26 protein-coding genes and 1 tRNA gene are annotated in these 23,837 nt (G+C 64.4%); 19 read left to right on the forward strand and 8 right to left on the reverse strand.

Annotation, left to right across the window (positions count from 1 at the left end):
- Positions 1 to 161: 161 nt before the first annotated feature.
- The 3 genes from CV102_RS09100 (at position 162) to CV102_RS09110 (ending at position 2,255) form a co-directional block, all read left to right on the forward strand.
- Positions 162 to 590, forward strand: coding sequence for a DUF3054 domain-containing protein (locus tag CV102_RS09100; RefSeq protein ID WP_148857638.1), 429 nt, complete (start codon positions 162 to 164; stop codon positions 588 to 590).
- Between the two features lie 389 nt (positions 591 to 979).
- Complete coding sequence (locus tag CV102_RS09105) at positions 980 to 1,195, forward strand: hypothetical protein (protein ID WP_148857640.1); 216 nt, start codon at positions 980 to 982, stop codon at positions 1,193 to 1,195.
- A gap of 61 nt (positions 1,196 to 1,256) precedes the next feature.
- Positions 1,257 to 2,255 carry an ornithine cyclodeaminase family protein gene (locus CV102_RS09110; RefSeq protein ID WP_148857642.1) on the forward strand — a complete coding sequence of 333 codons (999 nt, stop codon included), beginning with the start codon at positions 1,257 to 1,259 and terminating at the stop codon, positions 2,253 to 2,255.
- A 10-nt stretch (positions 2,256 to 2,265) separates the two neighbouring features.
- Here CV102_RS09110 and CV102_RS09115 read toward each other — a convergent pair whose 3' ends face one another.
- Entirely contained in the window at positions 2,266 to 3,696 is a 1,431-nt protein-coding gene (locus CV102_RS09115; protein WP_148857644.1) for a zinc ribbon domain-containing protein, read from the reverse strand.
- Positions 3,693 to 4,874, reverse strand: coding sequence for a thiolase domain-containing protein (locus CV102_RS09120; RefSeq protein WP_148857646.1), 1,182 nt, complete (start codon positions 4,872 to 4,874; stop codon positions 3,693 to 3,695). Before CV102_RS09120 ends, CV102_RS09115 begins: the two co-directional genes overlap by 4 nt.
- A 310-nt stretch (positions 4,875 to 5,184) precedes the next feature.
- On the opposite strand from CV102_RS09120, the gene CV102_RS09125 reads away from it, so the two are divergent.
- Positions 5,185 to 6,189, forward strand: coding sequence for a DHH family phosphoesterase (locus tag CV102_RS09125; protein ID WP_148857648.1), 1,005 nt, complete (start codon positions 5,185 to 5,187; stop codon positions 6,187 to 6,189).
- 27 nt (positions 6,190 to 6,216) lie between these two features.
- On the opposite strand, the gene CV102_RS09130 is transcribed toward CV102_RS09125, so the two are convergent.
- Positions 6,217 to 6,672: an Hsp20/alpha crystallin family protein gene (locus CV102_RS09130; RefSeq protein WP_148857650.1), complete on the reverse strand. Its 456-nt coding sequence runs from the start codon at positions 6,670 to 6,672 to the stop codon at positions 6,217 to 6,219.
- A 149-nt stretch (positions 6,673 to 6,821) separates the two neighbouring features.
- On the opposite strand from CV102_RS09130, the gene CV102_RS09135 reads away from it, so the two are divergent.
- The 5 genes from CV102_RS09135 (at position 6,822) to CV102_RS09150 (ending at position 10,397) form a co-directional block, all read left to right on the forward strand.
- Positions 6,822 to 7,502 (forward strand): type 1 glutamine amidotransferase domain-containing protein, encoded by a 681-nt coding sequence (locus CV102_RS09135; RefSeq protein ID WP_148857652.1) that lies wholly within the window; start codon positions 6,822 to 6,824, stop codon positions 7,500 to 7,502.
- 107 nt (positions 7,503 to 7,609) lie between these two features.
- Positions 7,610 to 7,786, forward strand: coding sequence for a hypothetical protein (locus CV102_RS25850; protein ID WP_187432906.1), 177 nt, complete (start codon positions 7,610 to 7,612; stop codon positions 7,784 to 7,786).
- Between the two features lie 92 nt (positions 7,787 to 7,878).
- Positions 7,879 to 8,091: a DUF1918 domain-containing protein gene (locus CV102_RS09140; protein WP_148857654.1), complete on the forward strand. Its 213-nt coding sequence runs from the start codon at positions 7,879 to 7,881 to the stop codon at positions 8,089 to 8,091.
- 72 nt (positions 8,092 to 8,163) lie between these two features.
- Positions 8,164 to 8,607: an RNA-binding protein gene (locus tag CV102_RS09145; RefSeq protein ID WP_148857656.1), complete on the forward strand. Its 444-nt coding sequence runs from the start codon at positions 8,164 to 8,166 to the stop codon at positions 8,605 to 8,607.
- 50 nt (positions 8,608 to 8,657) lie between these two features.
- Positions 8,658 to 10,397 (forward strand): YcaO-like family protein, encoded by a 1,740-nt coding sequence (locus CV102_RS09150; protein WP_148857658.1) that lies wholly within the window; start codon positions 8,658 to 8,660, stop codon positions 10,395 to 10,397.
- A 278-nt stretch (positions 10,398 to 10,675) separates the two neighbouring features.
- Here the strand turns inward: CV102_RS09150 and CV102_RS09155 are convergent, their stop codons facing one another.
- On the reverse strand, positions 10,676 to 11,161 hold the full coding sequence (locus CV102_RS09155; RefSeq protein ID WP_148857660.1) for a twin-arginine translocation signal domain-containing protein: 486 nt from the start codon (positions 11,159 to 11,161) through the stop codon (positions 10,676 to 10,678).
- 142 nt (positions 11,162 to 11,303) lie between these two features.
- Here CV102_RS09155 and CV102_RS09160 point away from each other — a divergent pair, with 142 nt between their 5' ends.
- The 6 genes from CV102_RS09160 (at position 11,304) to CV102_RS09185 (ending at position 17,047) form a co-directional block, all read left to right on the forward strand.
- Positions 11,304 to 11,834 (forward strand): cupin domain-containing protein, encoded by a 531-nt coding sequence (locus CV102_RS09160; protein WP_148857662.1) that lies wholly within the window; start codon positions 11,304 to 11,306, stop codon positions 11,832 to 11,834.
- Positions 11,835 to 12,096: 262 nt separating this feature from the next.
- Positions 12,097 to 12,597, forward strand: a complete 501-nt coding sequence (locus CV102_RS09165; RefSeq protein WP_148857664.1) for a hypothetical protein — start codon at positions 12,097 to 12,099, stop codon at positions 12,595 to 12,597.
- Positions 12,590 to 14,185 (forward strand): sodium:solute symporter family transporter, encoded by a 1,596-nt coding sequence (locus tag CV102_RS09170; RefSeq protein WP_148857666.1) that lies wholly within the window; start codon positions 12,590 to 12,592, stop codon positions 14,183 to 14,185. The genes CV102_RS09165 and CV102_RS09170 overlap by 8 nt, the downstream gene beginning before the upstream one ends.
- Positions 14,182 to 14,649, forward strand: a complete 468-nt coding sequence (locus CV102_RS09175; RefSeq protein WP_148857668.1) for a hypothetical protein — start codon at positions 14,182 to 14,184, stop codon at positions 14,647 to 14,649. The genes CV102_RS09170 and CV102_RS09175 overlap by 4 nt, the downstream gene beginning before the upstream one ends.
- Positions 14,650 to 14,712: 63 nt before the next feature.
- Positions 14,713 to 15,324: a (d)CMP kinase gene (gene cmk, locus CV102_RS09180; protein ID WP_148857669.1), complete on the forward strand. Its 612-nt coding sequence runs from the start codon at positions 14,713 to 14,715 to the stop codon at positions 15,322 to 15,324.
- Positions 15,325 to 15,382: 58 nt separating this feature from the next.
- A complete protein-coding gene (locus CV102_RS09185; RefSeq protein WP_148857670.1) occupies positions 15,383 to 17,047 on the forward strand; it encodes an AMP-binding protein in 1,665 nt (554 codons plus the stop codon).
- Between the two features lie 81 nt (positions 17,048 to 17,128).
- Here the strand turns inward: CV102_RS09185 and guaB are convergent, their stop codons facing one another.
- Complete coding sequence (gene guaB / locus CV102_RS09190; protein WP_148857671.1) at positions 17,129 to 18,628, reverse strand: IMP dehydrogenase; 1,500 nt, start codon at positions 18,626 to 18,628, stop codon at positions 17,129 to 17,131.
- Between the two features lie 416 nt (positions 18,629 to 19,044).
- Here guaB and CV102_RS09195 point away from each other — a divergent pair, with 416 nt between their 5' ends.
- From CV102_RS09195 to CV102_RS25855, 4 genes are all read left to right on the forward strand, one after another.
- Positions 19,045 to 20,067 (forward strand): DUF5794 domain-containing protein, encoded by a 1,023-nt coding sequence (locus tag CV102_RS09195; protein ID WP_148857672.1) that lies wholly within the window; start codon positions 19,045 to 19,047, stop codon positions 20,065 to 20,067.
- Between the two features lie 46 nt (positions 20,068 to 20,113).
- Positions 20,114 to 20,288 (forward strand) — tRNA-Trp (locus tag CV102_RS09200).
- 428 nt (positions 20,289 to 20,716) lie between these two features.
- Positions 20,717 to 20,887, forward strand: coding sequence for a DUF1059 domain-containing protein (locus CV102_RS09205; protein ID WP_148857673.1), 171 nt, complete (start codon positions 20,717 to 20,719; stop codon positions 20,885 to 20,887).
- Complete coding sequence (locus CV102_RS25855; RefSeq protein ID WP_187432934.1) at positions 20,877 to 21,038, forward strand: hypothetical protein; 162 nt, start codon at positions 20,877 to 20,879, stop codon at positions 21,036 to 21,038. Before CV102_RS09205 ends, CV102_RS25855 begins: the two co-directional genes overlap by 11 nt.
- A gap of 397 nt (positions 21,039 to 21,435) precedes the next feature.
- Here the strand turns inward: CV102_RS25855 and CV102_RS09210 are convergent, their stop codons facing one another.
- The 3 genes from CV102_RS09210 to CV102_RS09220 are packed head-to-tail and all read right to left on the reverse strand — an operon-like array spanning position 21,436 to position 23,805.
- A complete protein-coding gene (locus tag CV102_RS09210) occupies positions 21,436 to 22,722 on the reverse strand; it encodes an ethylbenzene dehydrogenase-related protein (RefSeq protein ID WP_148857674.1) in 1,287 nt (428 codons plus the stop codon).
- Positions 22,719 to 23,201, reverse strand: coding sequence for a DUF892 family protein (locus CV102_RS09215; protein WP_148857675.1), 483 nt, complete (start codon positions 23,199 to 23,201; stop codon positions 22,719 to 22,721). Before CV102_RS09215 ends, CV102_RS09210 begins: the two co-directional genes overlap by 4 nt.
- Positions 23,202 to 23,232: 31 nt before the next feature.
- Entirely contained in the window at positions 23,233 to 23,805 is a 573-nt protein-coding gene (locus CV102_RS09220; RefSeq protein ID WP_148857678.1) for a hypothetical protein, read from the reverse strand.
- Positions 23,806 to 23,837: the final 32 nt, after the last annotated feature.

Below are 23,837 nucleotides of genomic sequence, written 5' to 3' on the forward strand. Positions count from 1 at the left end.
TCGGTGACTCCTCGGCGACTCCTCTGTCAGGTTTTTTCGTGGTGGTCGATCGAAACGGGCCCGCTTTCGATCGCTTTTGCCGGTTGGACTCGCTGCAGCGCCAACGCCGTTCTGCAAACAGGACAGCAAATCGTATAGGGTCGGCGGGCCGAGTTCGGCGTATGGATGCCGCAGTTCGCTCGAGCAATCCGGGCGGTGCTCTCGACCGGGAGACGATCGCACTCGGCGGTGTGGACGTGGCACTGCTGACCGGGATGATTCTCGTCGGACAGCGGAGCCACGGCATTGCCCCGCTCGCAGAACCACTCGCGGCGCTCGAGACAGTGATCCCGTTCCTCGTCGGCTGGCTCGTTATGGCGGCGCTGGCAGGCGTCTACGCACCCGGTGTCTCCTCGTCGGTGACTCGAACGGCCCGCGTCACGACGGTCGCGTGGGTCGCGGCGGCGAACGTCGGACTGATCCTGCGGGCGTCGTCGCTGTTCGACGGCGGTGCGACCGGGCTGTTCCCACTCGTGATCACCGGATTCGGACTCCTCGTGCTCGGCGGTTGGCGAATCGGCTACGCGGCGTACGCCAGCTCGCGGTCGTAGTCGCTCACCGTTCTTCCGTCCCGTCCCCGCCTCTCTTGATATCCTTCGCCGTCACCTGCGACCGACGTATCACGACTCGTATACGCTGAATTCTGTGGTGAAATAAAAAGCATATACGATCATTATGGATCTATTGGAGAATGTCTTCGGAGAACAACGGATGAATGCGCCTCAGTATAGCGTTTAATACTAACGGCGTTGGAATTACTATCGTATTTCCTACCAGTATAACTCCTATTCGGAAATAAATATTCTACAAAACCAAGTTGAAATAATTGTCCCATAAGTTATGGCTATCCAGCACTGCAAATTCAAATTGGAAATGAATCCACTATGGGGAAACTATGGACAACACTTATATGGCTATTCCTCATACTATAGAATAGATTATGACTGGATATTACGACATTGTTCTCGGGTTGATCCCAGTCGCACTGGTCGGCATCACCGCCGCACTGATGATCGTGGGGCTGTCGTTGACCACAGCAGTCCCGATCGGTGCGTTCGCCGCAATGACGATTATCGGCCACGCGATGTTCGTCAATACTCCAGCGGACGTCACCGACGACGCGAAGTCGGCTCGGCCGCCGCTCAACGCGGACTGATCCAGTCTCTCTCGTTCTTTCGTTCCCCTTCTTTTTCTCTCTCGGCGTCCTGTTGTTTCGTATGACCGAGACGCTGTTTCTTACAAGCGAAGACGTCGCCGGCCTCGCGTCGCCCGCAGAGTACGTCGCGGCCGTTCGAGAGGGGTACCGCCAGCGCGGTGAGGGCGCCTCCGCCGAGCCGCGGTCGAAGTTCTTCCGGGCCGACCCCGAGGGGATGTTCACCAGCTACGCCGCCATCCTGCCGGACACCGGTGCGATGGGCGGCTACATGTACAGCGCCGGATTTGGGGCCGGCGACGCCTGGTTTATGACACCGCTCTTCGACGCCGACAGCGGCGAACCGCTCGCCCTGCTCGACGGCGCGAGCATGAATCCGTTCAAGACCGGCGCCGCCGGCGCCGTCGGCGTCGACGAACTCGCACGCGAGGACGCGGAGACGCTCGCGATCGTCGGCAGCGGTGCACAGGCCCGTGGTCAACTCCGCGCGACGGCGACCGTCCGCGAGTTCACCGATGTCCGCGTCTACTCGCCAACGCCGGACCACCGCGAAGCGTTCGCCGAAGCGTTCGACTCGGAACTCGAGGCCGACGTCCGTCCCGTCTCCTCGAGCGCGGACGCCCTGGCCGGCGCGGACGTGGTGATAACGGCGACGAAGGCGAGCGAACCCGTGTTCGACGGCGACGACCTCGAGCCTGGAACACACGTCACCGCGATGGGTCAGTACAGCAAGGACAAGCGCGAACTGGATACGACCACGATCGAGCGAGCGACGTACGTCCCGGACCTGCGAGAGCGGGCGACGTTCGACGCGGGATCGTTCCTCGCGGCGCTCGAGGCAGGCGTCGTGAGCGAGGACGACATCCACGCGGAACTCGGCGAGGTCGTCGCCGGGAACGCATCCGGCCGCATGGACGACGAGGAGATTACCGTCTTCGACAGCGGCGGCACCGGGATCGAGACGGTTGCCGCGGCGTACATGCTCTACGAGAAGGCACTCGAGGAAGGGCTCGGAACCGAAATCTCGTTCGCACCGGCGAGCGAGGCGCTGACTGGCGACTGAGCGTCTGGCGTCAGTCCGTCTGCTGTCGCACTTTGAACCCGTACCGGGTCACACCCTCCTGTGTGTAGATGCGACGGATCGTCGTCTCGACTCGGTCGCCGACCGCGAACGCCGCCGGTTCGGCGTCGGTTCCCATCGCAGGCGCGCTGACCGTCTCGCCGTCCGGTGACTCGAGTGCGACGATCGCGGCCGCGTAGTCGCCGGAGCGAGCCTGCTGGTCGGCGAACTCGGGCGGCGCGCCGCCCTGGGAGATCGTCGTCACGGCCTCGACGGTTCCCTCACCGGTGAGCGGAACGGGTTCGTACTCTGCGAGCGCGCCGCAGTCGTCACAGGCGCCGCTCGGCGGGAACGAGAGCGCGTCGCACTCGACGCAGCGGCCGGCCTCGAGGCGATAGCGCTGCGGGAGCGACCGTCGCCACGACGGCACGCTGACGTAGGCACCCCCGCCGGAGGGCGGCCCGCTCGTGACGACGCCGCGCTGGCGAAGGTACTCGGCGTACGAGAGGGAATCGCCGCCCTCGAGCGCGCTCTCGACGGAAACCTCGCCCGCTGACTCGAGGACGATCGCGTCCGCTCCGGCGCCGCTACCGTGGGAGACGGCGAGGATCGAGTCGTGTCCGTCCGCGAGCGCGGTGGCGAGCGAGACGGGGACGCTTGCCGCGCCGAGGTCGCCGAGGTCGTGGACGGTCGCGCAGGCCTGAATCGCGTCGGTGCCGACGCCGGCGGCGCTCGCCGCACGGTACGGGAGTTTTCCGTCGGGAGCCTGAATCGCTGCGGCGTCCGGTTCGGCGTCGACCTCGAGTTCGTCGACGGCGCCGCGGATCGTCTCGGTGAACGCCTGCCGATCGTACCCGGTGACGTCGAGCCCCTGGGTCTCGTCCGAACCGGTCTCGCGGAACCGACTGCCGGGATACGGAGCAGCGTACGTCCCGCGGTCGACGATCGCTGCCGGGCCGTCGGACTCGAGGACGAACGCCGCGGCGCCCGCACCCGCAGCGTGATCGACGTCCTCGTCGGGCGCCCCTCGAGGCGCGTCGGCCGCGACGACGAGCGCGGTCTCTGCGTCGCTCTCGAGGGCGTCCATCCCGGCCCAGAGCGCGCGGGTGCCAGCCCGCGTGCTGCCCGTGAAGCTGTATCCGGTGGTCGTCTCGGGGAGCCCGACCATCGCACCGAGACGGGCGGTCAGTTCCTCCTCCTCGAGCGGCGGTCGCGAGGAGGCGAACGCCAGCCAGTCGACGCTCCCGGGCGCGAGATCGGCGGTCTCGAGCGCCTTCGCGGCCGCCTCGTAGGCCATCGTCAGCGAGTCCTCGTCAGCGGCGGGGACGGCCTTTTCGTTCACGCCCGACGCCTGGAACTGTCCCCAGGCCTCCTCGAACGCCTCGGCGGTGATCCGGAACCGGGGTGCGTACGCGCCGACGCCGGTGATCGCGGTCGGGCTCATGCGTCCACCTCCGCGCCCTCGCGCTCGAATACGTGGACGACCGCCGCACCCCCGCTGCCGCCGACGTTGTGGGTGAGGCCGCGCGTCGGGTTCTCGAGCTGTCGCGGCCCCGCCGTCCCGGAGAGCTGTTTGAACGCCTCGACGACCTGTCCGGCGCCCGTCGCGCCGATGGGGTGGCCCTTCGACTTGAGCCCGCCGGAGGTGTTGACGGGGAGTTTCCCGGTGGGTTCGGTCGCACCGGACTCGATCAGCTGCCCGGCCTCGCCGCGCTCACAGAAGCCCAGATCCTCGTAGGCCAGCAGCTCGGCGATCGCAAAGCAGTCGTGGACCTCCGCGAAGTCGAGGTCCTCGGGCTCGATTTCGGCCATCTCGTAGGCCGACTCGGCCGCCCGCTCGCTCGCGGGGACGCCGGTGTAGCTGTCGCGCTGGAAGAGCCCGACGCTGTCGCTCCCGGCGCCGACGCCGGCGACCCGAATCGGCTCGTCCGTGTACTCTCCGACGACGTCTTCGCTGACGATCAGCGCACAGGCCGCACCGTCGGAGGTCGGACAGCAGTGATAGAGGTTCAGCGGGTCCGCGACCACTGGCGCGGACTGGGCGTCCTCGAGCGAACACTCGAAGCCCAGCTGAGCGTGAGGGTTTTTCGCCCCGTTTGCGTGATTCTTGACGGCGACCCGGGAGAGCTGTTCTCCGGTCGTTCCGTACTGCTCCATGTGGACGCTCGCCATCTGGGCGTAGACGCCGGCGAACGTGGTTCCCGAGAGGCGCTCCCACTCGGTTTCGCCGGAGACGCCGAGCCAGTACTTCGCCGCGTCGGAGCTTAGATCGGACATGACCTCGAACCCGCCCGCGAGGACGACATCGGCCATCCCCGACTTGACGGCCTGGACGGCCTGGCGGACGGCGAATCCGCTCGCCGCGCAGGCGTTCTCGACGCGGGTACACGGCACCCCACCGAGGCCCACGTGTTCGGTGACGGCCGGCCCCGAGAGGCCGAGTTGGCGACCGCCGACGCCGAGGGTCCCCACGAACGCCTCGTCTACGTCTCCCGGCTCGAGGCCGTCGGGAACGCTCTCGACGGCCGCCTCGAACGCCGTTCGAAACAGTGATCGATAGCTCTTCTCGGGAAAGGCTCCGAACGCCGACTGTCCCGCGCCGACGAGGTACGCATCTCGCATACTCGAAGCAGTGTGACGCCGTCCCATAAGTGTACGCCGTCAGGCGGTGGTCCGGTTTCGAGGGACGGGAAGACGCACGTCTCGGTGACTCGGCTTGGAGGGACAGGTCACCGCTGTCCGACGCAGAATCAGACCTGCTTGATCTGGCTGAAACCGTCACCGTCGACGACAGGTATCGAATCGTTGCCTTCGATCCGACGGTATTGCGACTGTCGTAGGACGACGCTACCCGCGAAAAACGTATACTTACCGCTGTATACTCACTGGAACCGGGAGGAAGTTCAAACGTCTCGGCCCCATAGTAGGATGCATGTCCCGCGCGGCCGAGCTCGCATCCGTTCTCGAGACGAGTGAGTCGCTGGCGATTATCTGTCACGATAATCCCGACCCGGACTGTCTCGCCAGCGCCCTCGCCCTCGAGACGATCGCGACCGACCAGGACGTCGACGACGTGACGATCGCCTACGGCGGCGAGATCTCTCACCAGCAAAACCGCGCGTTCGTCAACATGCTCGACGTCTCGCTCCAGGCGATCAGTGCGACCGACCTCGAGTTGTACGATACGGTCGCCTTCGTCGATCACTCCCAGCCCGGTGCGAACACCGAACTTCCGACGAGCGTCACGCCGGAGATCGTCGTCGATCATCATCCCGGCGAGCCGGCCGACGGGACGTTCGTGGACGTTCGGATCGACTACGGTGCGACGGTAACCATCTTTATCGAGTATCTCGAGGACCTCGAGATCGAACTGACCGTCCGCCTCGCCTCGGCGCTGCTCTTCGCGTTACACCGGGAGCGACTCGACTTCGTCCGCGAGCCGACCAGACGCGAGTACGAGGCCGCACTCGCCGTCTACTCGGCGGCGGACCTCGAACTGCTCGAACAGCTGTACGGCAGCGCGTTCTCGCCGGCGACGCTCGACGCCATCGGCCGGGCAATCTCCACCCGGGAACGGCGGAGTTCGTCGCTCGTCGCCAACGTCGGGAAGACCCCCGAGACAGATGCGCTCCCGCAGGCCGCAGACTACCTGCTCAACCTCGAGGGGGTGGACACGGTGCTGGTCTACGGTATCGTCGACGATGCGATCCGCCTGAGCGCCCGCTCGATCGACCCGCGAATTCACATCGGCGAGGCGCTCATATCCGGCTACGACGATCTCGGGTCGGTAGGGGGTCACCACGACATGGCCGGCGGTCGAATCGAACTGGGGCTGTTCGCCGACGACGTCGACGAGGAGGCCGACGAACTGCTCGGGTTCGTCGGACGACGGCTCCAGCACCGATTCTTCGAGGCGCTCCGCCTCGAAGAAGAGTAGATGGAACGCGAAACGGAGCCGGCCGACTCAGTCGATGTCGATCGAGTGGGACGCTCCGGACGCCTCGAGTTTGGGGAGGTGGATCGTCAGGACGCCGTTGTTGACCGTGGCGTGGACCGCGTCGACGTCGACCGGTTCGGGAAGCTGAACCTGCCGGCTGAACGACTGTAGCTGTCGCTCGCGGCGAATGTATCTGTCGTCCTCGTCGTCGGCGGTTTCGCGCTCGCGCTCACCGCTGACGAGCAGCGTCTCCCCGGAGATGCTGCTGGTGAGATCGTCGGCTTCGTAGCCCGGAACGTCGACGGTGACCACGAACTCGTCACCGTGATCGGCGAGATCGAGATTCGTCGATGCCGCCCCGAAGTCGAACTGGCTCTCGCCGCCGGTCTCCATCTCCCACGTCTGCGCTTTGTCGCCGAACTGGCGGTTCAATCGGCCGAACAGTTCTTCGAGACTCTCGAACGGGTTTGGTCGGTCAGCCATGGCCCTCTCCAGTGTCTACGAGCCGGATCTCGAAAAAGCCATTTGTCGGCGTCTAGACGGTCAGTGGGCCGGACAGGTCGACGGTCGAGATTGCGGCAGAATCGATGGCAGGGCTGGTCGTTTTTAGGCTCCCGACCGTAGCACTGGCTATGACGAAAGCACTGTTCGTCGTCAGCGAAGAAGGCTATTGGGGCGAGGAATGCGTAGAACCTCTCGAGACGCTGTCGGAGGCTGGCGTCGAGGTGACGGTCGCCACGCCGTCGGGAAGCCCGCCGGAGATCGACGAGACGTCGATCGATCCCAGCGAGGTCGGTGAGGAAACCGCCGAGCACGTCCAGGAGGTCCACGAGAACGACGAGCGGCTGAACGATCCGGTCCCGACCGCGCGAGCGGACGCCGAAGAGTTCGACGCGGTCGTCTTCCCCGGCGGTCACGGCACCGAGTGGGACGTCAATCAGGACAGCGACGCGCGACGGCTGCTCCGCGATACGGTCGAGGGCGACGACGGGAAGGCGCTGGTCGTCTGTCACGCCGTCGGCATCCTCGGGTTCGCCCGCGACAGCCAGGGCGCGTTCGTCGTCAACGGTCGCGACGTAACCGGCTTCCCCAGCGAGTGGGAAGAAGAGATCGTCGACGAGAACGACTGCATGCCGAACGGCCGCAAGCTTCCCTACTGGGTCGCAGACGAGGTCGAAGCCGCCGGCGGTAACTGGGATGCCGAACTCGACGCCGAGACGAGCGTTACCGTCGACGGCGACCTGATCACCGCTCGCGGTCCCGAATCCTCGAGCGCAGCGGGCGAGACGCTGGTCGAGGAACTAGATATCTAACTCCCGAAATCGCACAACAGAACATCTCTCTCGGCAGCTCTCGATCAGTCGGCCGACGCCGAAATCCGAACCGGATCTGTTTTCCCTCCGCATTGCCGAGACTAGCTGTGACCTCCGCCGAACCGTCCACAGCCGAGCAACCCGGCCGCCTCCACAGTCGCAGCTACCGGATTACCGTCGACGACGGCCGGGACTCGTTTTTCGCCCTCAGCATCGAAGACGCCGCCAACGACGAGGCGTGGCTCATGTCCGACACTGTTCTCGCGCTCGGGAATATGCGATAACCCGGTCAGTTGCGTGCGTTCTGACCACGGCTGCACAGTGACGCCCCGTGATAAATCAGTCCCTTTTTACCCGACGCCGGGGAACTGCCAGTATGAGCTTCGAGGAAGACGACCACGTCGTTCTGCACGACGAGCACAGCGAGTTCGACGGAGAGACCGGCACTATCACCCAGACGATGGAGTCGATGTTCGGCGACGTCACCTACACGATCAGCTTCGAGGACGGCCAGGAGACCGGCGTCCCCGAAGACGATCTCGAGGCGGCTGACGACGCCGACGCCGATGCCGACGAAGACGAAGAATAACCCGCGCTCCGGTTGGCCGATCGGGCCGATCACTGAACGCTCCCACCCCCCGTATCCGTACTGTACCCGCAGATGCCACAGATTCCGCTTCACTACGTCGACTTACGCGCGTTTTGCTACGCCACCGAGGACGAGAAGCGCGTCGAAGAGGCGCTTCGCACGTTCCTGCCCGAGGAGTTCGAGATCGAGCGCGTCGAGAGCGAGGGCCACTACGGCGACCGCATCCTCGTCCTCTCTGCACGCGTCGAGAACGCCGACGACGTCCGCCACGTCCTCTCGCGGTTGGCCGACCTCGAGTCGCTCGACAGCCTCCTGAAGGAACTCGACGACCGCGTCACCGAGAACACCGAACTCTTCTTGCGACTCGACAAGCAGGCTGCCTTCGCGGAGGACGTCCGTCTCGGCGACGGTATCACGTTCCGGGCGAAGGTCGAGGCCTACCCCGCGAAGAAGGAACAGGCCGTCGAGAACGCACAGGAGGTTCTCGAGCGACTGCGTGACGAGACCGAACCCTGATTTTCCCCGCCGAGCGCGGCGTTTTTCACCCCTGCCTGTAACGTTCAGGTATGCACGTACACGTCGTCGGTGAGGACCCCGTCCGCGACGCCGTCGCGACCGCGCTCGAAGACGTCGACGTCGACGTTCGAGACGCAGCAGCCGAGGATATAGAGGAGGCCCGTTTTGCCCTCGTGAGCGGCGTCGCCGGCGCGGCGACGTTCGACCGGGCGGACGAAGCCGCCCGGACGGGCAACACCCCCTGGATCGCCGTCGAGATCGGCGGCGTCGGCGGCCAGCCGCTGCCGTCGGTCGACGCCGCCGTGTCGGGGTTCGCCCCTGGCACGGGCTGTTTCGACTGCCTTCGCGCTCGCGTCGAATCGCATCTCGAGGAGCGCGCGGACGAACCGACGGGAGATCGCAGCGCGGCCCGGTTCGCCGGCGCGCTCGCCGGCCGGGAGTGCGTCCGCGTCCTCTCCGGCGCGGAACGCTCGGTAATCGGCCACGTCGTCGAGGTACCGCACAACCGGCGGCGGTTCCTCCCGGTTCCGGGCTGTGGTTGCGCGGCCAGCGAGCGAGACCGGACGCTCGAGCGCGACGACGACGCGTTCGACCTCGCCACCGCCGTCGAGCACGCCGACCAGGCCATCGACGACCGGGTCGGTATCGTCGAGAGCATCGGCGAGGTCGAGTCGTTCCCCGCGCCGTACTACCTCGCGACGACGGCCGACACGTCGGGGTACAGCGACGCCAGCGCGCCGACGCAGGCCGCCGGCGTCGATCCGGACTGGAACGCGGCGCTGATGAAGGCCGTCGGCGAGGGGCTCGAGCGCTACTGCGCCGGCGTCTACCGCGAGAACGATTTCGTCCACGAGAGCGAAGCCGACCTCGAGCGCGCGGTCTCGCCGACCGATCTCGTCCGGCCCGACGACGCCCCCGACGTCGATCCGAGCGAGGAGCACCGGTGGGTCGAGGGCGAGAACCTCGAGACCGGCGAGACGGCGCACCTGCCCGCCGCGGCGGTCCAGTTCCCCCAGCCCGGCGAGCGACTCGTTCCGTCGATCACGACCGGTCTCGGACTCGGCTCCTCGCCCGTCGACGCTCTCCTGTCGGGGCTGACCGAAGTGCTCGAGCGCGACGCGACGATGCTCGCCTGGTACTCGACGTTCGAACCGCTCGGACTCGCCGTCGACGACGAGACGTTCGCCGACCTCGAGCGCCGCGCGGCGAGCGAGGGGCTCACCGTGACGCCGATGCTGGTCACGCAGGATGTCGACGTCCCGGTCGTCTCCGTCGCGGTTCACCGGGATCCGGACGCGAGCGAGGACGAGGTGTGGCCGGCGTTCGCGGCGGGATCCGCGGCGGGGCTCGACGCCACCGAAGCGGCGACGTCAGCGCTGGCGGAAGCGCTCCAGAACTGGATGGAACTGCGCGGACTCGGACCGGAAGAAGCGGACGAGGCCTCCGGCGCGATCGGCGAGTACGCCTCGTTCCCGGCCGCAGCGCGCGACTTCGTCGATGTGGAGCGGACGGTTCCCGCGGCGAGCGTCGGCCCGGACTCGGTTCCGACGGGGCTCGAGTCGCTCGAGGAACTCGTCTCACGAACGGCCGACGCCGGTCTGACGCCGTACGCGGCGCGGCTGACGACGCGCGATGTCGAACAGCTCGGCTTCGAGGCGGTCCGGGTCGTCGTCCCCGGTGCCCAGCCGCTGTTTACCGGCGAGCCGTTCTTCGGCGAGCGAGCAGAGCGGGTTCCGGACGACCTCGGCTTCGAGCCGCGACTCGAGCGTCCGTTCCACCCGTATCCCTGACGACCGCCCGCGATCCGTATCGCTTTCTCCCCGCGGAATCTTCCCAGGGACGATGACGAACGAGCCGATCCGGACCGCTACGAGTACGAGGCGACCAATCCGAACGTCCTGTGCTTCCGGTTCGTCTCGTCTGACCGGCCGTGTTCAAATACTACCGTGAGTAATTAGCTTCGGGTCTTCGATTCTCTCAGCGAGTCGGTGTCCTCTGAACACCGTCGTCTGACCAGGGCGGAACGTGACTCGAGGTCGACGTTCGCGATCCGTCGACGGGGCAGGGCTCAGTCGTCGCCGTGGTCCTCGTCCGTCTCGTTCGATCGCTCCTCGGCCTCTCCGTCCGTCTCGTTCGCCCGCTCTTCGGCTTCCTCCTCGTCAGTAATAACCTCGAGTTCGAGTTCGTCGTCGTAGATGGTGATCAGAACGAGCTGGCTCGAGTCGGTGATCGCGCTCGTTTCGACCAGGTCATCGGCGCCGTGGTCGTCACCGAAGCGGGTCACGCGGAACTGCTGTTCGGATCCCTCGATGTGCGGGGGGCCGACTCGTTCGTCCGGGATCACCGTGTAGCTCTCCTCGTAGGTCTGGCGATCCGCGTTCCGGTCGCGGCCCTCGAGGTGGATGTTGTAGGGGCGCTCCCCCTCGTTCGTGATCTCGATGGGGACCGGCTGCTGGAGGCTGCCCGTGAAGTGCTCCTCGACCCCCTCGACGCAGCCCGCGAGGCTCGCGACGGCGGCGACGCCGGCGGACTGCAGTACCGTACGGCGATTCACAGTCGGCTTTCAGTGCCGAACGACCGTCAGTATTGCTGTTCTCGACCGACGGTTCGCGGGGGGACGCTGACGCTCTCGAGGTACCCCTCCAGTGTCCCTCTCTGGCACGAGGATTTTTATCACAGTGTGAAAATTTCTGTGTATGGAGAAAACCGCGATCGACGACGTCGACGTCGAACGCAACCCGATGGACGTGCACTCGGTCAGACGGCCAGTCTCGCAGGCCCTCGGCTTCACCGACTTCGCGATGAACTACTTCGAACTCGAACCCGGCGAGTCGTTTTCGGGCGGACTGCACACCCATCACGATCAGGAGGAGGTCTTCTACGTCCAGGAGGGTGTCGCCACGTTCGAAGTCCGCGAGTCGCGGTCGGAGTCGGACGACAGCCGCAGCGACGGCGGGAGCGACGAGTCCGAGGAGGTGGTGGTCCGTGCAGGCGAGGTGATCCGGTTCGCGCCCGGCGACTTCCAGATGGGGTACAACGACTCCGAGGAGCACGTCGTCGGGTTCGCGTTCGGTGCACCCGATGCGAAACACGACTGGGACCAGATCGAGTCGCTGGTGTACTGCCGGGACTGTGCGGACGAAACCGGTCACGGGCTCGAACTTACGGCCGACGGTGCATTTCGCATGACCTGTACCGAGTGTGGAAACTCGTTTGTCCACAGTTAGACAGCACTCGCAAACGTCGACGGATCGGTGCCGGAAAGCGGTCGTCAGTCGACGTTCGCCGGATGGAGTTCACATGTTAACTACCACATTCTCGGCGGTCTGTTGAGTCGTGTACTATGATGAGTGGTAACAAAGATATGCGAGTCGATCGACCAGACCCCGATCTGGGCGGGGTCACGGGTCGCCGATCGAGTCGCGGGGAGTTCAACGCTGGTGTGACCGGAACGAAACGACGTTCAGACTCGAGGGGGTCGACAGATTCATGGCGCGAAACGTAACCATGGCCACGGTCGGTGTGCTCTCGGTCGTCGCACTGATCGCGGCGAGTCTCGGCTGGTACAGAGTGTTCTCGTTCGTCGGCGCGGGGGTCATCCTCTCGGTGTTCGCAGTGGCGTCTATCGAGCGAAGCGCCAGCGATCCCGATCTCGCTCCCTACACGGGGCTGATCGGCGCGCTGGCCGTGTTCTTCCTGCTCGGTCTCGGCGGGATCTGGCTGACGTGGGAGCCAGGAGTGACCGAGTACAGCTACGCGCTCGGCGTTCCGATACCGACGCTCGTCTACTTCGGCTTCATCTGGCTGTTGCCGCTTACGGTGGCGGTCTACTACGCGCTGATCTTCGATCGGATCGCCAGCGAAGAGATCGTCGACGACATCCTCGAGGAGGCGCGCGAAGAACAGCGACGGGAGTCGTTCCCGCTGGCCCCCGAACAGCCGAAACGCACCGTGGAGGCGACCGACGGAGGTGAGGTAACCGATGAGTAGCCTCGCCGCGCTCTCTCCGTTCCTGCTCCAGGAGGAGGGGATCCCGATCGCGGACGATCCGATCATCATCGGCTTCGGAGCGGCGTACCTGTTGATCGTCATCCTCATCGGCGTCTGGGGGTGGATGCAGACCGACACGACGAGTGACTTCCTGATCACGGGCAAGAGCATCGGGACGTGGGTGCTCGCGCTGACGGCGTTCTCGGTGATTCAGTCCGGATTCGGCTTCGTCGGCGGGCCGGAACTGGTCTACTCGTTCGGCACCACCGCGCTGTGGATCTTCTTCACGGCACCGCTTGGCTTCCTGCTCACGTGGGTCGTCCTCGCGAAGCGAATGCGTATACTCGCCGACATCCGCAACGTGTTGACCCTTCCCGACGCGATGTACGTCCGGTACGAGAGCGACTGGGTTCGGGGACTCTCGGGGGTCGCCGTCGCACTCGGTGTCGTCGCCTACCTCGCGGTCAACCTGGCCGCGCTCCAGTTCGTCATGCGAGCCATCTTCGGCATTCCGCTGATCTGGGGACTTCTCGGCGGTGCCCTGATCCTGTTGCTGTACAGCATGCTCGGCGGCATGATCGCCGGCGTCTGGACGGACTTCCTGCAGGCGATTACGATGATCGTCGGCGCCGGGTTCGTCTTCGCCTACGCGATGTCCTTCGGTGGCGGAATGGGGAACATCTCCCAGAACCTGGCGAGCGCGGATCCGAACCTCATCTCGCCGTTCGGAGCGATGGGCACCGCGACCACGGCCGTCTTCGTCGGCATCTCGTGGTGGATCCTGTTCTCCGTCGGTGCGGCCGGACAGCCCCACCTGATCACGAAGTTCTACATGAGCCGGGACATGACGATCCTGAAGTGGGGCGCACCTATCGCCGCCATCTCCTACGCGATCTCGAGTCTGATCGCGTTCTCCGCCGGACTCTCGATGCGAGCAATGGTCGAGGCCGGTCAGCGACAGGAGACGTTCGCTCCCTCGGAGGTCGGTCCCGTCTTCGTCCTCGATCACACGGGGAGTATCATCGCCGGGCTGATCCTCGCGGCGCTGCTTGCGGCGATCATGTCGACGAGCGACTCGTTCCTCAACATCGGTGCAGCGGCCATCTCGCGGGACATTCCGCGCGCGATGGGACGCCCGATTACGGACGACAGGACCGAACTTCGCGTGACTCAGGCCGCACTCGCGACGCTGACGATCCTGTCTACGGTCGTCGTCTTCTACTCGCAGGCTCTCGTCGGCATCCTGGGGGCGATCAGCTGGGGCTTCTTTGCCGCCGCGTTCGTTCCCATCGCCGTCCTCGGGCTGAATTGGAAGGGAGCGACGAAGGAGGGTGCGATCGCCTCACTCGTTATCGGGATGGCGTTCAACATCGTGTACAACGTCCCGGCCGAGATGGCCGAGGCCCTCGAGGCCGGCTGGGCCCAGTCGCTCAACGAGACCGTCATGGCGACCTACCCGTTCGCGGAAGCGATGCCGGTCGAAGCGGTCGCGTTGCTAGTCGCGATGATCGCGTTCATCTTCGTCTCGATCGCGACGCAGGACGGTCAGGAAATTCCTGCTGACCTGCACGCCCTGTTCGAGCGATGATGACCGCGAGCGAAGAGCCGATCGCCCGCTTCACGCGATGGCTGCGCCAGCGCCCGAACTCGATCGAGTTCTGGGAACTGGTGGTCACCGACGAGCGACTCGTCTGGTGTTACGTCGGCCAGTCCTACCGGTCGATGCTGCTGCGAGCCGATATGGGCGAACGCGACCGAGCCCTCGTCGAGGACAGTCGGCTCGAGGAACTCGAGGGACTCGCCGAGGAGAACTTCGCCGTCCCGCTCGAGAATCTCGAGTCGATTCGCCACGTCGAGGGGACGCGGTTTCGCCGCGCGAAACTCGAGATCGAGTGGGTCGACGAGGAGGACACCCGGTACGACGGCCGGATGACGCTGGTCAGCACCAGCGAGGCCGATCCGCAGGCGGAGGTCGTCGCCGCACTCGAGGAGGATCCGCGCCTCGATCACGTGGACGTCGAGATCGAAACGCGGCGCTGGCCGTTCCTCTAGGTCGTCGAGTCCCACGACGCGGCAGACGGATCGTTTTTTACGGTGAACGACGAGCGATCAGGCATGTCCACGGGAGATCCGTCGACGACCGAGATCGACACGACACTGTTCATCACTGTCTCCGGTCCGCCGGGCTGTGGGGCGACGACGCTCTGTGAGCGCCTCGCCGACGCGATCGGATGCCCGTACGTCTCGGGCGGAGACATCTTCCGCGAGATCGCAGAGGAGCGGGATATGAACTTGAATCAGCTGACGGCCCAGGCGGAGGCGTCCGACGAGATCGACCGCGCGTTAGACCAGCGTCTGCAACAGATCGCCGAGAAGTGGGGGATGGCGAACAAGCCGTTCATTCTCGAGTCGCGGCTCGCGGGCTGGCTTGCCGGCGAACGCGCCGACCTTCGGATCTGGCTCGACGCTCCCGAGAACGTCCGCCTCGACCGGATCGAGGATCGTATCGAGACCGAGGCCGAGATGCGGGTCCGCGAAGTCAGCGAGGCGGGACGGTACAACTCCTACTACGAGATCGACATCGACGACCGCGAGTTCTACGATCTCCACATCAACACCGCTCGCTGGAGCAAGGGGGCCGTGTTCGAACTCGTCCGCACCGGACTCGAGGAGTACGATCCCGACATCGACGAGGGGGCGTTCTCGGCGCCGGACGTCCATCTCTAGGCTGTTTTCCATCCGACGGCGGTAGTTCTTTCTCGCTATCTGTCCACACATCCCACGAATGACGTACTTCGTCACGATCGACGCCGAGACGTACGAGGGGGCCCACGAGAGTTTCTCGTGGGACGTTCCGGAGGGGTTCAACGCGGCCGCGGATCTGGTAGGCAAACACGACGACGGGGAACGCGTCGCGCTCTACCAGGCCGCGCCCGACGGCGACCACGACGCCTACACCTTCGACGAGATCGACGCGCGGTCGAACGCGGTCGCGAACGCCCTCGAGTCGCGCGGGCTCGAGTACGGCGACCGCGTGGCCGTCGTCGTCCCACAGAAGCCCGCGAACGTCCTCACACATCTCGCGTGCTGGAAGCTGGGTGCCGTCTCGCTACCGCTGTCGGTGCTGTTCGGCACCGACGCGCTTCGCTACCGGCTGACCGACAGCGAGGCCCGGATCGCGGTCGTCGACGCCTCCCAGTGGGAGACGATCCGTGAGGTCGCGCCCGACTGTCCGGCGCTCGAGCACGTGCTCGTCGTCGACGGAGAGCCGGAAGCGGAGCGGGTCGGCGACGCGCCGGTCTCGAGGTTTTCGGGGATCGACTGGGAGGAGACCGCGTACGAGGTCGCCGACACCGACGTCGACACGCCCGCGATCGTCATGTACACGAGCGGGAGCACCGGCGAGCCGAAGGGGGTACTCCACACCCACGGCGTCTGGCTCGGCCACTGCCCGGCGTTTTCGATGTACTTCGAACGCGACGTCAGGGACGACGCCGTCTACTGGACGCCCGCCGACTGGGCCTGGATCGGCGCGCTGGGCGACCTCGTCTTTCCGGCGTGGCACTACGGCCAGCCGGTCGTCGGCTACCCGATGGGCTCGTTCGATCCCGAAACGGCGTTCGAACTCATGGCCGAGTTCGACGTCACCGGCACCTTCCTGCCGCCGACGGCGATTCGGATGCTGATGGACGTCGACGACCCCACCGACCGGTACGAGCTGTCGATTCGCGCGATCTGTTCCGGCGGGGAGCCGCTAACGCCCGAGATCCTCGAGTGGGCCGACGAGGAACTCGCGGGAACCGCGGTCAACGAACTCTACGGCCAGACGGAGGCGAACCTGCTCGTCACGAACTGCCGAGAGTGGTTCCCGGCGAGGGCGGGCAGCATGGGAAAGCCGGTGCCCGGTCACGACGTCGCGGTGCTCGACTCCGAGACGGGCCGGCGCGTCGAGACGGGCGAGATCGGCGAGATCGCGGTCCGTCGCGGCGACGACCCAGTGATCTTCGAGGAGTACTGGAACGCGCCCGAAAAGACCGAGCACGTTACGCTCGAGGACGGGCCGGACGGCGACGACTGGCACCTGACCGGCGACCTCGCCGAGCGGGACGAGGACGGCTACCTCTGGTTCAAATCGCGCGACGACGACCTCATCATCACGAGCGGCTACCGCGTCGGCCCGCGAGAAGTCGAGGAGGCGATTCTCGAGCACCCGGCGGTCGCACAGGTCGGCGTCGTCGGAATCCCGGACGAGCGACGCGGCGAGATTATCAAGGCCGTCGTCCAGCCCGCCGAAACCGCGTCGACGGGCGACGTACTGCGCGAGGAGGTCCGGGAACTGGTCCGAGATCGACTCGCCGAGTACGAGTACCCACGCGAGATCGAGTTCCGCGACGAACTGCCCCAGACGACGACGGGAAAAATTCGTCGAACCGCGCTCAAAGAGACGTAACGGGTGGCGCGCGGATCGACGGCGCGTAGATCGGTCGCGTAGGAGCGACTCGAGTTCGATCTCGTTCGAGTCGGTTTCGACTTACTCGTTCGGCGAGTAGTTCGGCGCCTCGTCGGTGATGACGACGTCGTGGGCGTGGCTCTCGGCCTGACCGGCCGAGGAGACGCGGACGAACTCGCTGCGCTGCTTGAACTCGGGGATCGTCCCCGCGCCGACGTAACCCATCCCGGACTGCATGCCGCCTGCAAGCTGGTGGAGTTCGGACTTGAGCGTGCCCTTGTACGGGGTCGCGGCCTCGACGCCTTCCGGAACGTACTCGTCGTCGTCCTCGGGGTCTTCCTTGAGGTACCGATCGCTGTCGCCGGATTTCATCGCGCCGACGCTTCCCATGCCGCGGTACTGCTTGTACTTCTTGCCGTTCATCGTGACGACGCGGCCGGGGGCCTCGTCGGTGCCGGCGAAGTACGAGCCGAGCATGACCGCGTCGGCGCCTGCGGCGACCGCCTTGATCGCGTCGCCGGAGTAGCGGATGCCGCCGTCGGCGATCACGGGCACGTCGTGTTCGTTCGCGACGTCGGCCACCTGCGCGACGGCCGTGATCTGGGGCATGCCTGCACCCGAGACGACGCGAGTCGTACAGATCGAGCCCGGGCCGATGCCGACTTTGATGCCGTCCGCGAAGTCGACGAGTTCCTCGGCGGCCTCCCGGGTACCGACGTTACCAACGACGATGTCGGCCTCGACGGACTCCTTGATCTCGCGGGCGCCGTCGATGACGTTCATGTTGTGTGCGTGTGCGGTGTCGATGAACAGCACGTCCGCGCCGGCCTCGTCCGCGGCGAGCGCGCGCTCGCTCTCGAACGGGCTGACGGCGACACCACAGCAGAGGCGGCCGTCCTCGTCGCGGACGGCTTCCTTGTACTCGCGGCGCTGGAGGATTCCCTGCATCGTCACCAGCCCGACGAGGAGGTTCTCGTCGTCGACGACGGGGACGCGCTCGATCTTGTGTTCGTACATCAGTTCGAACGCCTCTCGCGGGTCGATATCCTCGGGTGCCGTGATGACCTCGTCGGTCATCGCTTCCGTGACCAGGTCGTCCTCGTTGACCTCGAGGTGGGGCCGGATGTCGGTGCTCGAGATGATGCCCAGGACTTCGCCGTTCGTGTTGACGACGGGGGCGCCGCCGACGCCCTCGCGCGCCATCCGCTCGTCGACCTCGCGGACCGTCATCTCGGGATCGGCGGTGACGACCGAGTCGAGGGGGATGATGAGTTCGTCGGCGCTCTTGACGCGCTCGATCTCCTCGACCATCTCGTCGACGTTCATGTTCCGGTGGATGACACCGAGTCCGCCGTGACGAGCCATCGCGGTCGCCATTCCGCTCTCGGTGACGGTGTCCATCGCGGCGGAGAGAATCGGGACCGACACCTCGACCGATTTCGACACGCGCGAGGTGAGGTCAGCGTCGTCTGGTTCGACGCGGCTCTCCTTCGGTCGAAGGAGGACGTCGTCGAACGTCAGCGCTTCCGGTACCTGTAGCTTCGAAGAATAGGGCTCGTGCTCGGGAGTCTCGTTCGCCATGTAAACTGTCCGAAACCGCCGGCAAAAAGTATTGCGAGATGGAGGACGGGGTGGGAACGACTGACGAGGCGAGCCCGGTCTCCGGGTTCCGGAGTTCACGTTGTGCAGCCAAATCCGTTCACTTTCGTCAGAATTTGATCGTTGTTGCCGAAAATACGCCGAGTTGTGTAACCACTTCCCACGCAACGTTTATTGACTGGCCAGTGTTCCACTCGTGTATGCACGCTGTGAGTTCCAGCGACCCCCGAACCGTTGGCCGGACGAGCTTCGACTTCGTCGCCACCAAACTTTTCGGGAACGTTACATTTAAACTCACAGCACGAGGCCCCGACCGGATGCGCTGGCTGCTCGAGTCAGCACGGCATTCGTCGTCACAACACCCCTTGGCCTCGGGTCACGGCCATCGACCCTGAGCGATGAGTACGTCACAGCACCCGATCGCCCTTCGCCTCGAGAACATCGTGGGTGGCGATACGCGACTGTTAGCGCTGGTAATGATGCTTCCGCTTGTCGACGGCATCTTCCCGGCACTGATCCTCACCGGTGCGTTAGACGATCCGTGGGGAGCCGTGCAGGTCGGTCTCCTGATCTTCGGCGGGAGCGCGACCGTCGCGGTGATCCTCGCCGAGATGAGCGGGACGCCCCGCGAACAGGTGAAAGTCGTCCTGCTCGTCGGAATTCCGCTGATACTGCTGGCCGCTATCCAGGCAGCGCTGGCGCCGGCGATCGGCAGCGTCCTCAACACCGAAATCTTCGAGCGCTTCGCGGCGGTCGTGATCCTCGCTATCGCGGCCAAAACCGCGAGCGCGACGATCGGCGAGTATCTGCCCAGTCCCGCCGTCATCATCGGGCTCGGACTGGTCGCGAGCCTGGATCCGGCGGGTGCGTCGTTCGCCGTGATGGACAACCCTGCACTCGTCGCAAACGCGACGCTTGCGGCGGTCGTCGGGGTCGCGTTCGCCCTTGGCGTCGCCCTCAGCGGGTCGTACTTGCGGGAGTACATGGACATCGACCGCTTCCGCTTCGGGAGCGCGGTCGCGCTCGGCCTGCTGCCGCTTTCCCTGCTGGGGATGGCCTTCGGGCAGGCGCCGCTCGCGGCGCTCCTCGTCGCTGCCATCTTCGCGCTCGACATCCCGCTCGAGCGCGGGGACGACGACTCCACGTCGAAGACGACCGCGTCCGAGACGATCGACGAACTACCCTCGAGCGTCACCTCTCCGCCGGCGTCGGTGACCTCGGAGACCGCACCTGCCGTCGGCACCGGGCCACTGTTCGACAGAGCTGACTCGAGTTCGAGCACGTCTACCGACGGCGGTGAGACGGTGCCCGAATCGGATTCCGTCCCGTCGGCGGACGACGGTGGGGCTACCGACGAGTCGGACGACGACTCCGGTCGGGGCGACTCGAGCGATCCCGAAGAACGCGCCCCCTGGCTGTAACCCGAATCGAAACCACTTTAGGGCGGATCCCCCAACGTGTTCTCGAGGGGTCGTGGCCAAGCCAGGGATGGCGACTGACTCCAGAGGCACCGCGCCCGGGACGACACTCCAGACTGATATACTGATCGGACACCTGATCAGTGTCCGTGTGATGACCCTCTGGAGTTCCGAGGCGCACCGGAGATATCAGTCGATCGGGGGTTCAAATCCCTCCGACCCCATTTCCTCACCGCGAACAACATCGTGAGCGGTGAGTCTTGGATGAGGAGGATTTGAATCAGGGAGGAGCTTGCTCCGACCGTGGTTCAAATCTCTCCGACCCCATGCTTCTGTTGCGAGCAAGTCTGCGAGCGACAGGCATGTACGAGGAGGATTTGGCCTCGAGGACGAGCGAAGCGAAGTCCTCGTGGTTCAGTCCGACCCAACTTCTCACCGTGAACAACGTCGTGAGCGATGCGTATTGGGATTCCAGGAGTTGTGCTGAACAGGGGGCGCGAATGCGATACGCTCCGAAAATCGATCGACGAGAGGTCGTGATCGGTCACCAGGGGTCAAACACATCGTGTTTCATCCTTCCCGCTCGTTTCTCGTTCGCGATTCGCCCCTGTGATACTGTTATGATCGACGATGGCGTGCAACTAGCTAACTCATGACGAAGAAACTCGAGTGCCCCCTGGAGGGATGTCACGCGACGATCGAAGCTGAGACCGAACAGGAGGTTATGGCCCAGGCTGAAGAACATGCAAACAGCTCACACCCGGAACTAGAACTCGACGAGGAGACGGCCGAGAACATTCGATCGAATATTCGTGACGTCTAAAGAGACCGTGTGGGCCGTCGCCGCGGAAGCGCTCGAGAAGTGGTCGAAGTCGGGGAACGATCCGGCCGCCCTCCGGCGAGCGGAGTTGACCTGGAAGACGCCCGGCGGTGGAACCGAACTCGGATTCGCCGGCGCCGTCGCCGACCGTTAAAGCGACCTCGATAGTGGCAACGCTCTTCGGGGACTTCTTTTCAGCGACTCAGGTTGTACTACAGGCGTGACTGTACGATTCTGGTTGTAGTTCTCGCCTTGCGCCAACGCTGCTCAAGAACGAAGAAGAGGGCGAGCGTATGGTCGGAATCTGGGAGCCCGTCCTGAAGACGGAACTACTCAGTGACAGTCAACCACTGATACATCGTGTTCTACAGGCTTCCGGTCGAGAAGGCTGCCGACTCGCCCCACCACTACAATCGGGACTCAGTGAGTGACCGGTGATCGTACTCGAGACGTACTTGGGAGTCTGGGAACGGGTACCGTACGAGGGAGCGCTCCTTTTCGAAACAGGGAGTGTAGTCACTACTCATCGATACTCACAGGAAAGAGATCGCTCACTCGAGGAACGATGCTGGATCCTTCTCGTAGAGTTCCCACATCGTGATCTCAGCGTTCCGGATCGCCTCCGCTCGTGAGTGGTCGCTCGTGAGAGCAGTCCAATCCATCACTCCGGGGAAGACGAGCGGAACAGTATACGTCGAAATCTCGTCCCAGTTGGGCTCGTCACCGGTGAACTCCTCGGCGATGAGTTCGGTCGTTCCGTGGGCGTGTTGTTCGCCGGTGTAATCCGGTTCGATCCCGAGACCGAGTTTGTACGGATACGCGACCCAGTGCCAGCGCTTGCCGGCTCCGTGGTGAACAGCTGGAGTCCACGTGTACGTCTCACCGCGCTCCAGTTGCTTCGTATCTGTCGGATGGTCTGTCTGCAGGTCGCGCCACATTTCGACGATCCACTCCCCGTCGTTCCAGACGCCGGTTCCACGCCAGTCTGCAGCACTCCCGTACGGTTCTCGAAGCGGGCGGCGCGGAATCATCGCCCCTTCTCGCTCTGCGACGTCGGGATCGAACGGGACGGCGTCCTCCATCTCCAGCGCATACGTTCCGTCTTGCTGATCCGGGAAGTTGCCCTCTCGGATCTCGTGATAGTCGAGTGCTCCCCCGTCGACGACGTCAGGATCCCACATATACTCCGGCCCGTCTTCTGGATCCCACTCCTGGGTGGTGTACGTATTGCGCCCCTGATCGCCGTGTCGGTAGTCGAGGACGTGGTGGTCCGTTCCGTAGCCCTTCGGATTGCTCCGGTGGGCCCGCCACATCGGGAGATCGAGGAACACGCCGTTTTGCTTGAGTTCCTCGAGTTCCGCTTCGGATCGAACCGTTCGCCAGTCGTTTTCCCACCAGTCGCCCGTACACGCTTGTGGGATGAACTTCCGGATGTCGGTCTTGTCGAGGCCATCCGCGCCGAAGTGGTCGTGCGATCGAACCGCTGCTTCGGGTACCTCGCTGGGCATCGATCGCATCCCAGTGTGGACGGTCAGCCAGCCGCCGAACTCCTCGAACCCCTTTACTGACCCGTCGTCGAGAAGAAAACTTACGCGGTCTTCGTAGAAGCCTGTGTGCTCTGGGGTATCGCCCTCCCCGACCCACGGGGACGGGTTTGCGAACTGCGTCCACTTCCCGTCTCGATAGACCAACATATCGTGGAGCCAGCCGCCAGGATTCGGCTGGGTCCATCGAAACCGGAAGTAGATCCGTTCCGAATCGAACGCGATCTTCGTATGAAGTCGCTTCAACTTCTGTTCCGGACGCCAATGCTCAGGTGCGACCTGTCTGCGTGTCATTCGAGTCGTCTCCGTTCGACGATCGCTTTCATCTCGGTGAGTGCAGCCTTCGCCTCTTGCCGATTCGCCGCTAATTCCGTCGTGATCTCATCAGTGACATCTAGATCGGCCGCTACCAGTAACAAGCGGTCGAGCACCGTAATTTCGAATCGTTCGTTCATCATCCCAGTGCTCAGGACGTCTAAATCGCGAAGCTCCGGAGGAGCGTTCGTGGAAACGATCTGGTCCTTCTCTGCGAGGATTCCCTCCATGACCGGACTTCCCGAGGCCTGGGGCTTTTCGCCTAATTCGTCGAATATCCGTTCGATGCGGTGGATTTGTTCGACGGTATCCGCCTCGTGATCTGTAAACAGCGCTTCTACCTCATCGCTCGCCGCGGCCTCCGCAAGATCAGCGTGGAGGTCGAGGATTTCCAGCTCTGCGTGATAGAGCTTCTGCAGTTCCCGCTCGAACAGGTCGGTCGGAGTCGTGGTTGTCATCGAATAGTCCTCCGTTCTGGAATCGTCATTGTCAGTCGTCAAAGAGCTGTTCTCGAATATTGTCCTGGACGTTCCGCGTATCGACGTCTTCGCTTTCGAGCAGCAGTCGGAGTTCTCTCGGCGAGAGTTCGTTCCCCGCTTCGAGATCCGCCAGAAGCGACGTGCGCGGGAAGTCCACTGCGTCAATGTCGAGTTCGACATCCTCGACGAGAATCCCGTCTTTCTGTCCCGCCCGATGAAGCGCTTCAGTGAGAACCCATTCTGCAACCGGATCTGCACGACCGGTATCCGAATTCATCATCGAGGTGACTCCCGTATTATACAACAAAAACGCGAGGGCGTCACGAACACCGGTGGCGAGCTGCCGATCATCAGTGAGTTCTTTCTGGTCTGTGCCCGGCCGTCCGAATAGTTTCTCCCGCTCGTCTTCCTCGAGATGCTCGAACAGGATGGAAAAATCGAGTAACGAGTTATAGACCCGTTCCCGGATGTCCCGGCGGCGCTGATAGCGCTGCTGCTTCGCGTGTTCTCCCTCGTAGCGCTTTTCACCTGTTAGCCATCGCCGGTCCTCCGTCGTGAGCATCGCGTTTTTCCGGCCGGTCATAGTTCCTTTTGAAGCCTCGACCAGAATAAACA

The sequence above is a fragment of the Natronococcus pandeyae genome (genome assembly GCF_008122205.1).
In the GTDB taxonomy this organism is placed as follows: Archaea; Halobacteriota; Halobacteria; order Halobacteriales; family Natrialbaceae; genus Natronococcus; species Natronococcus pandeyae.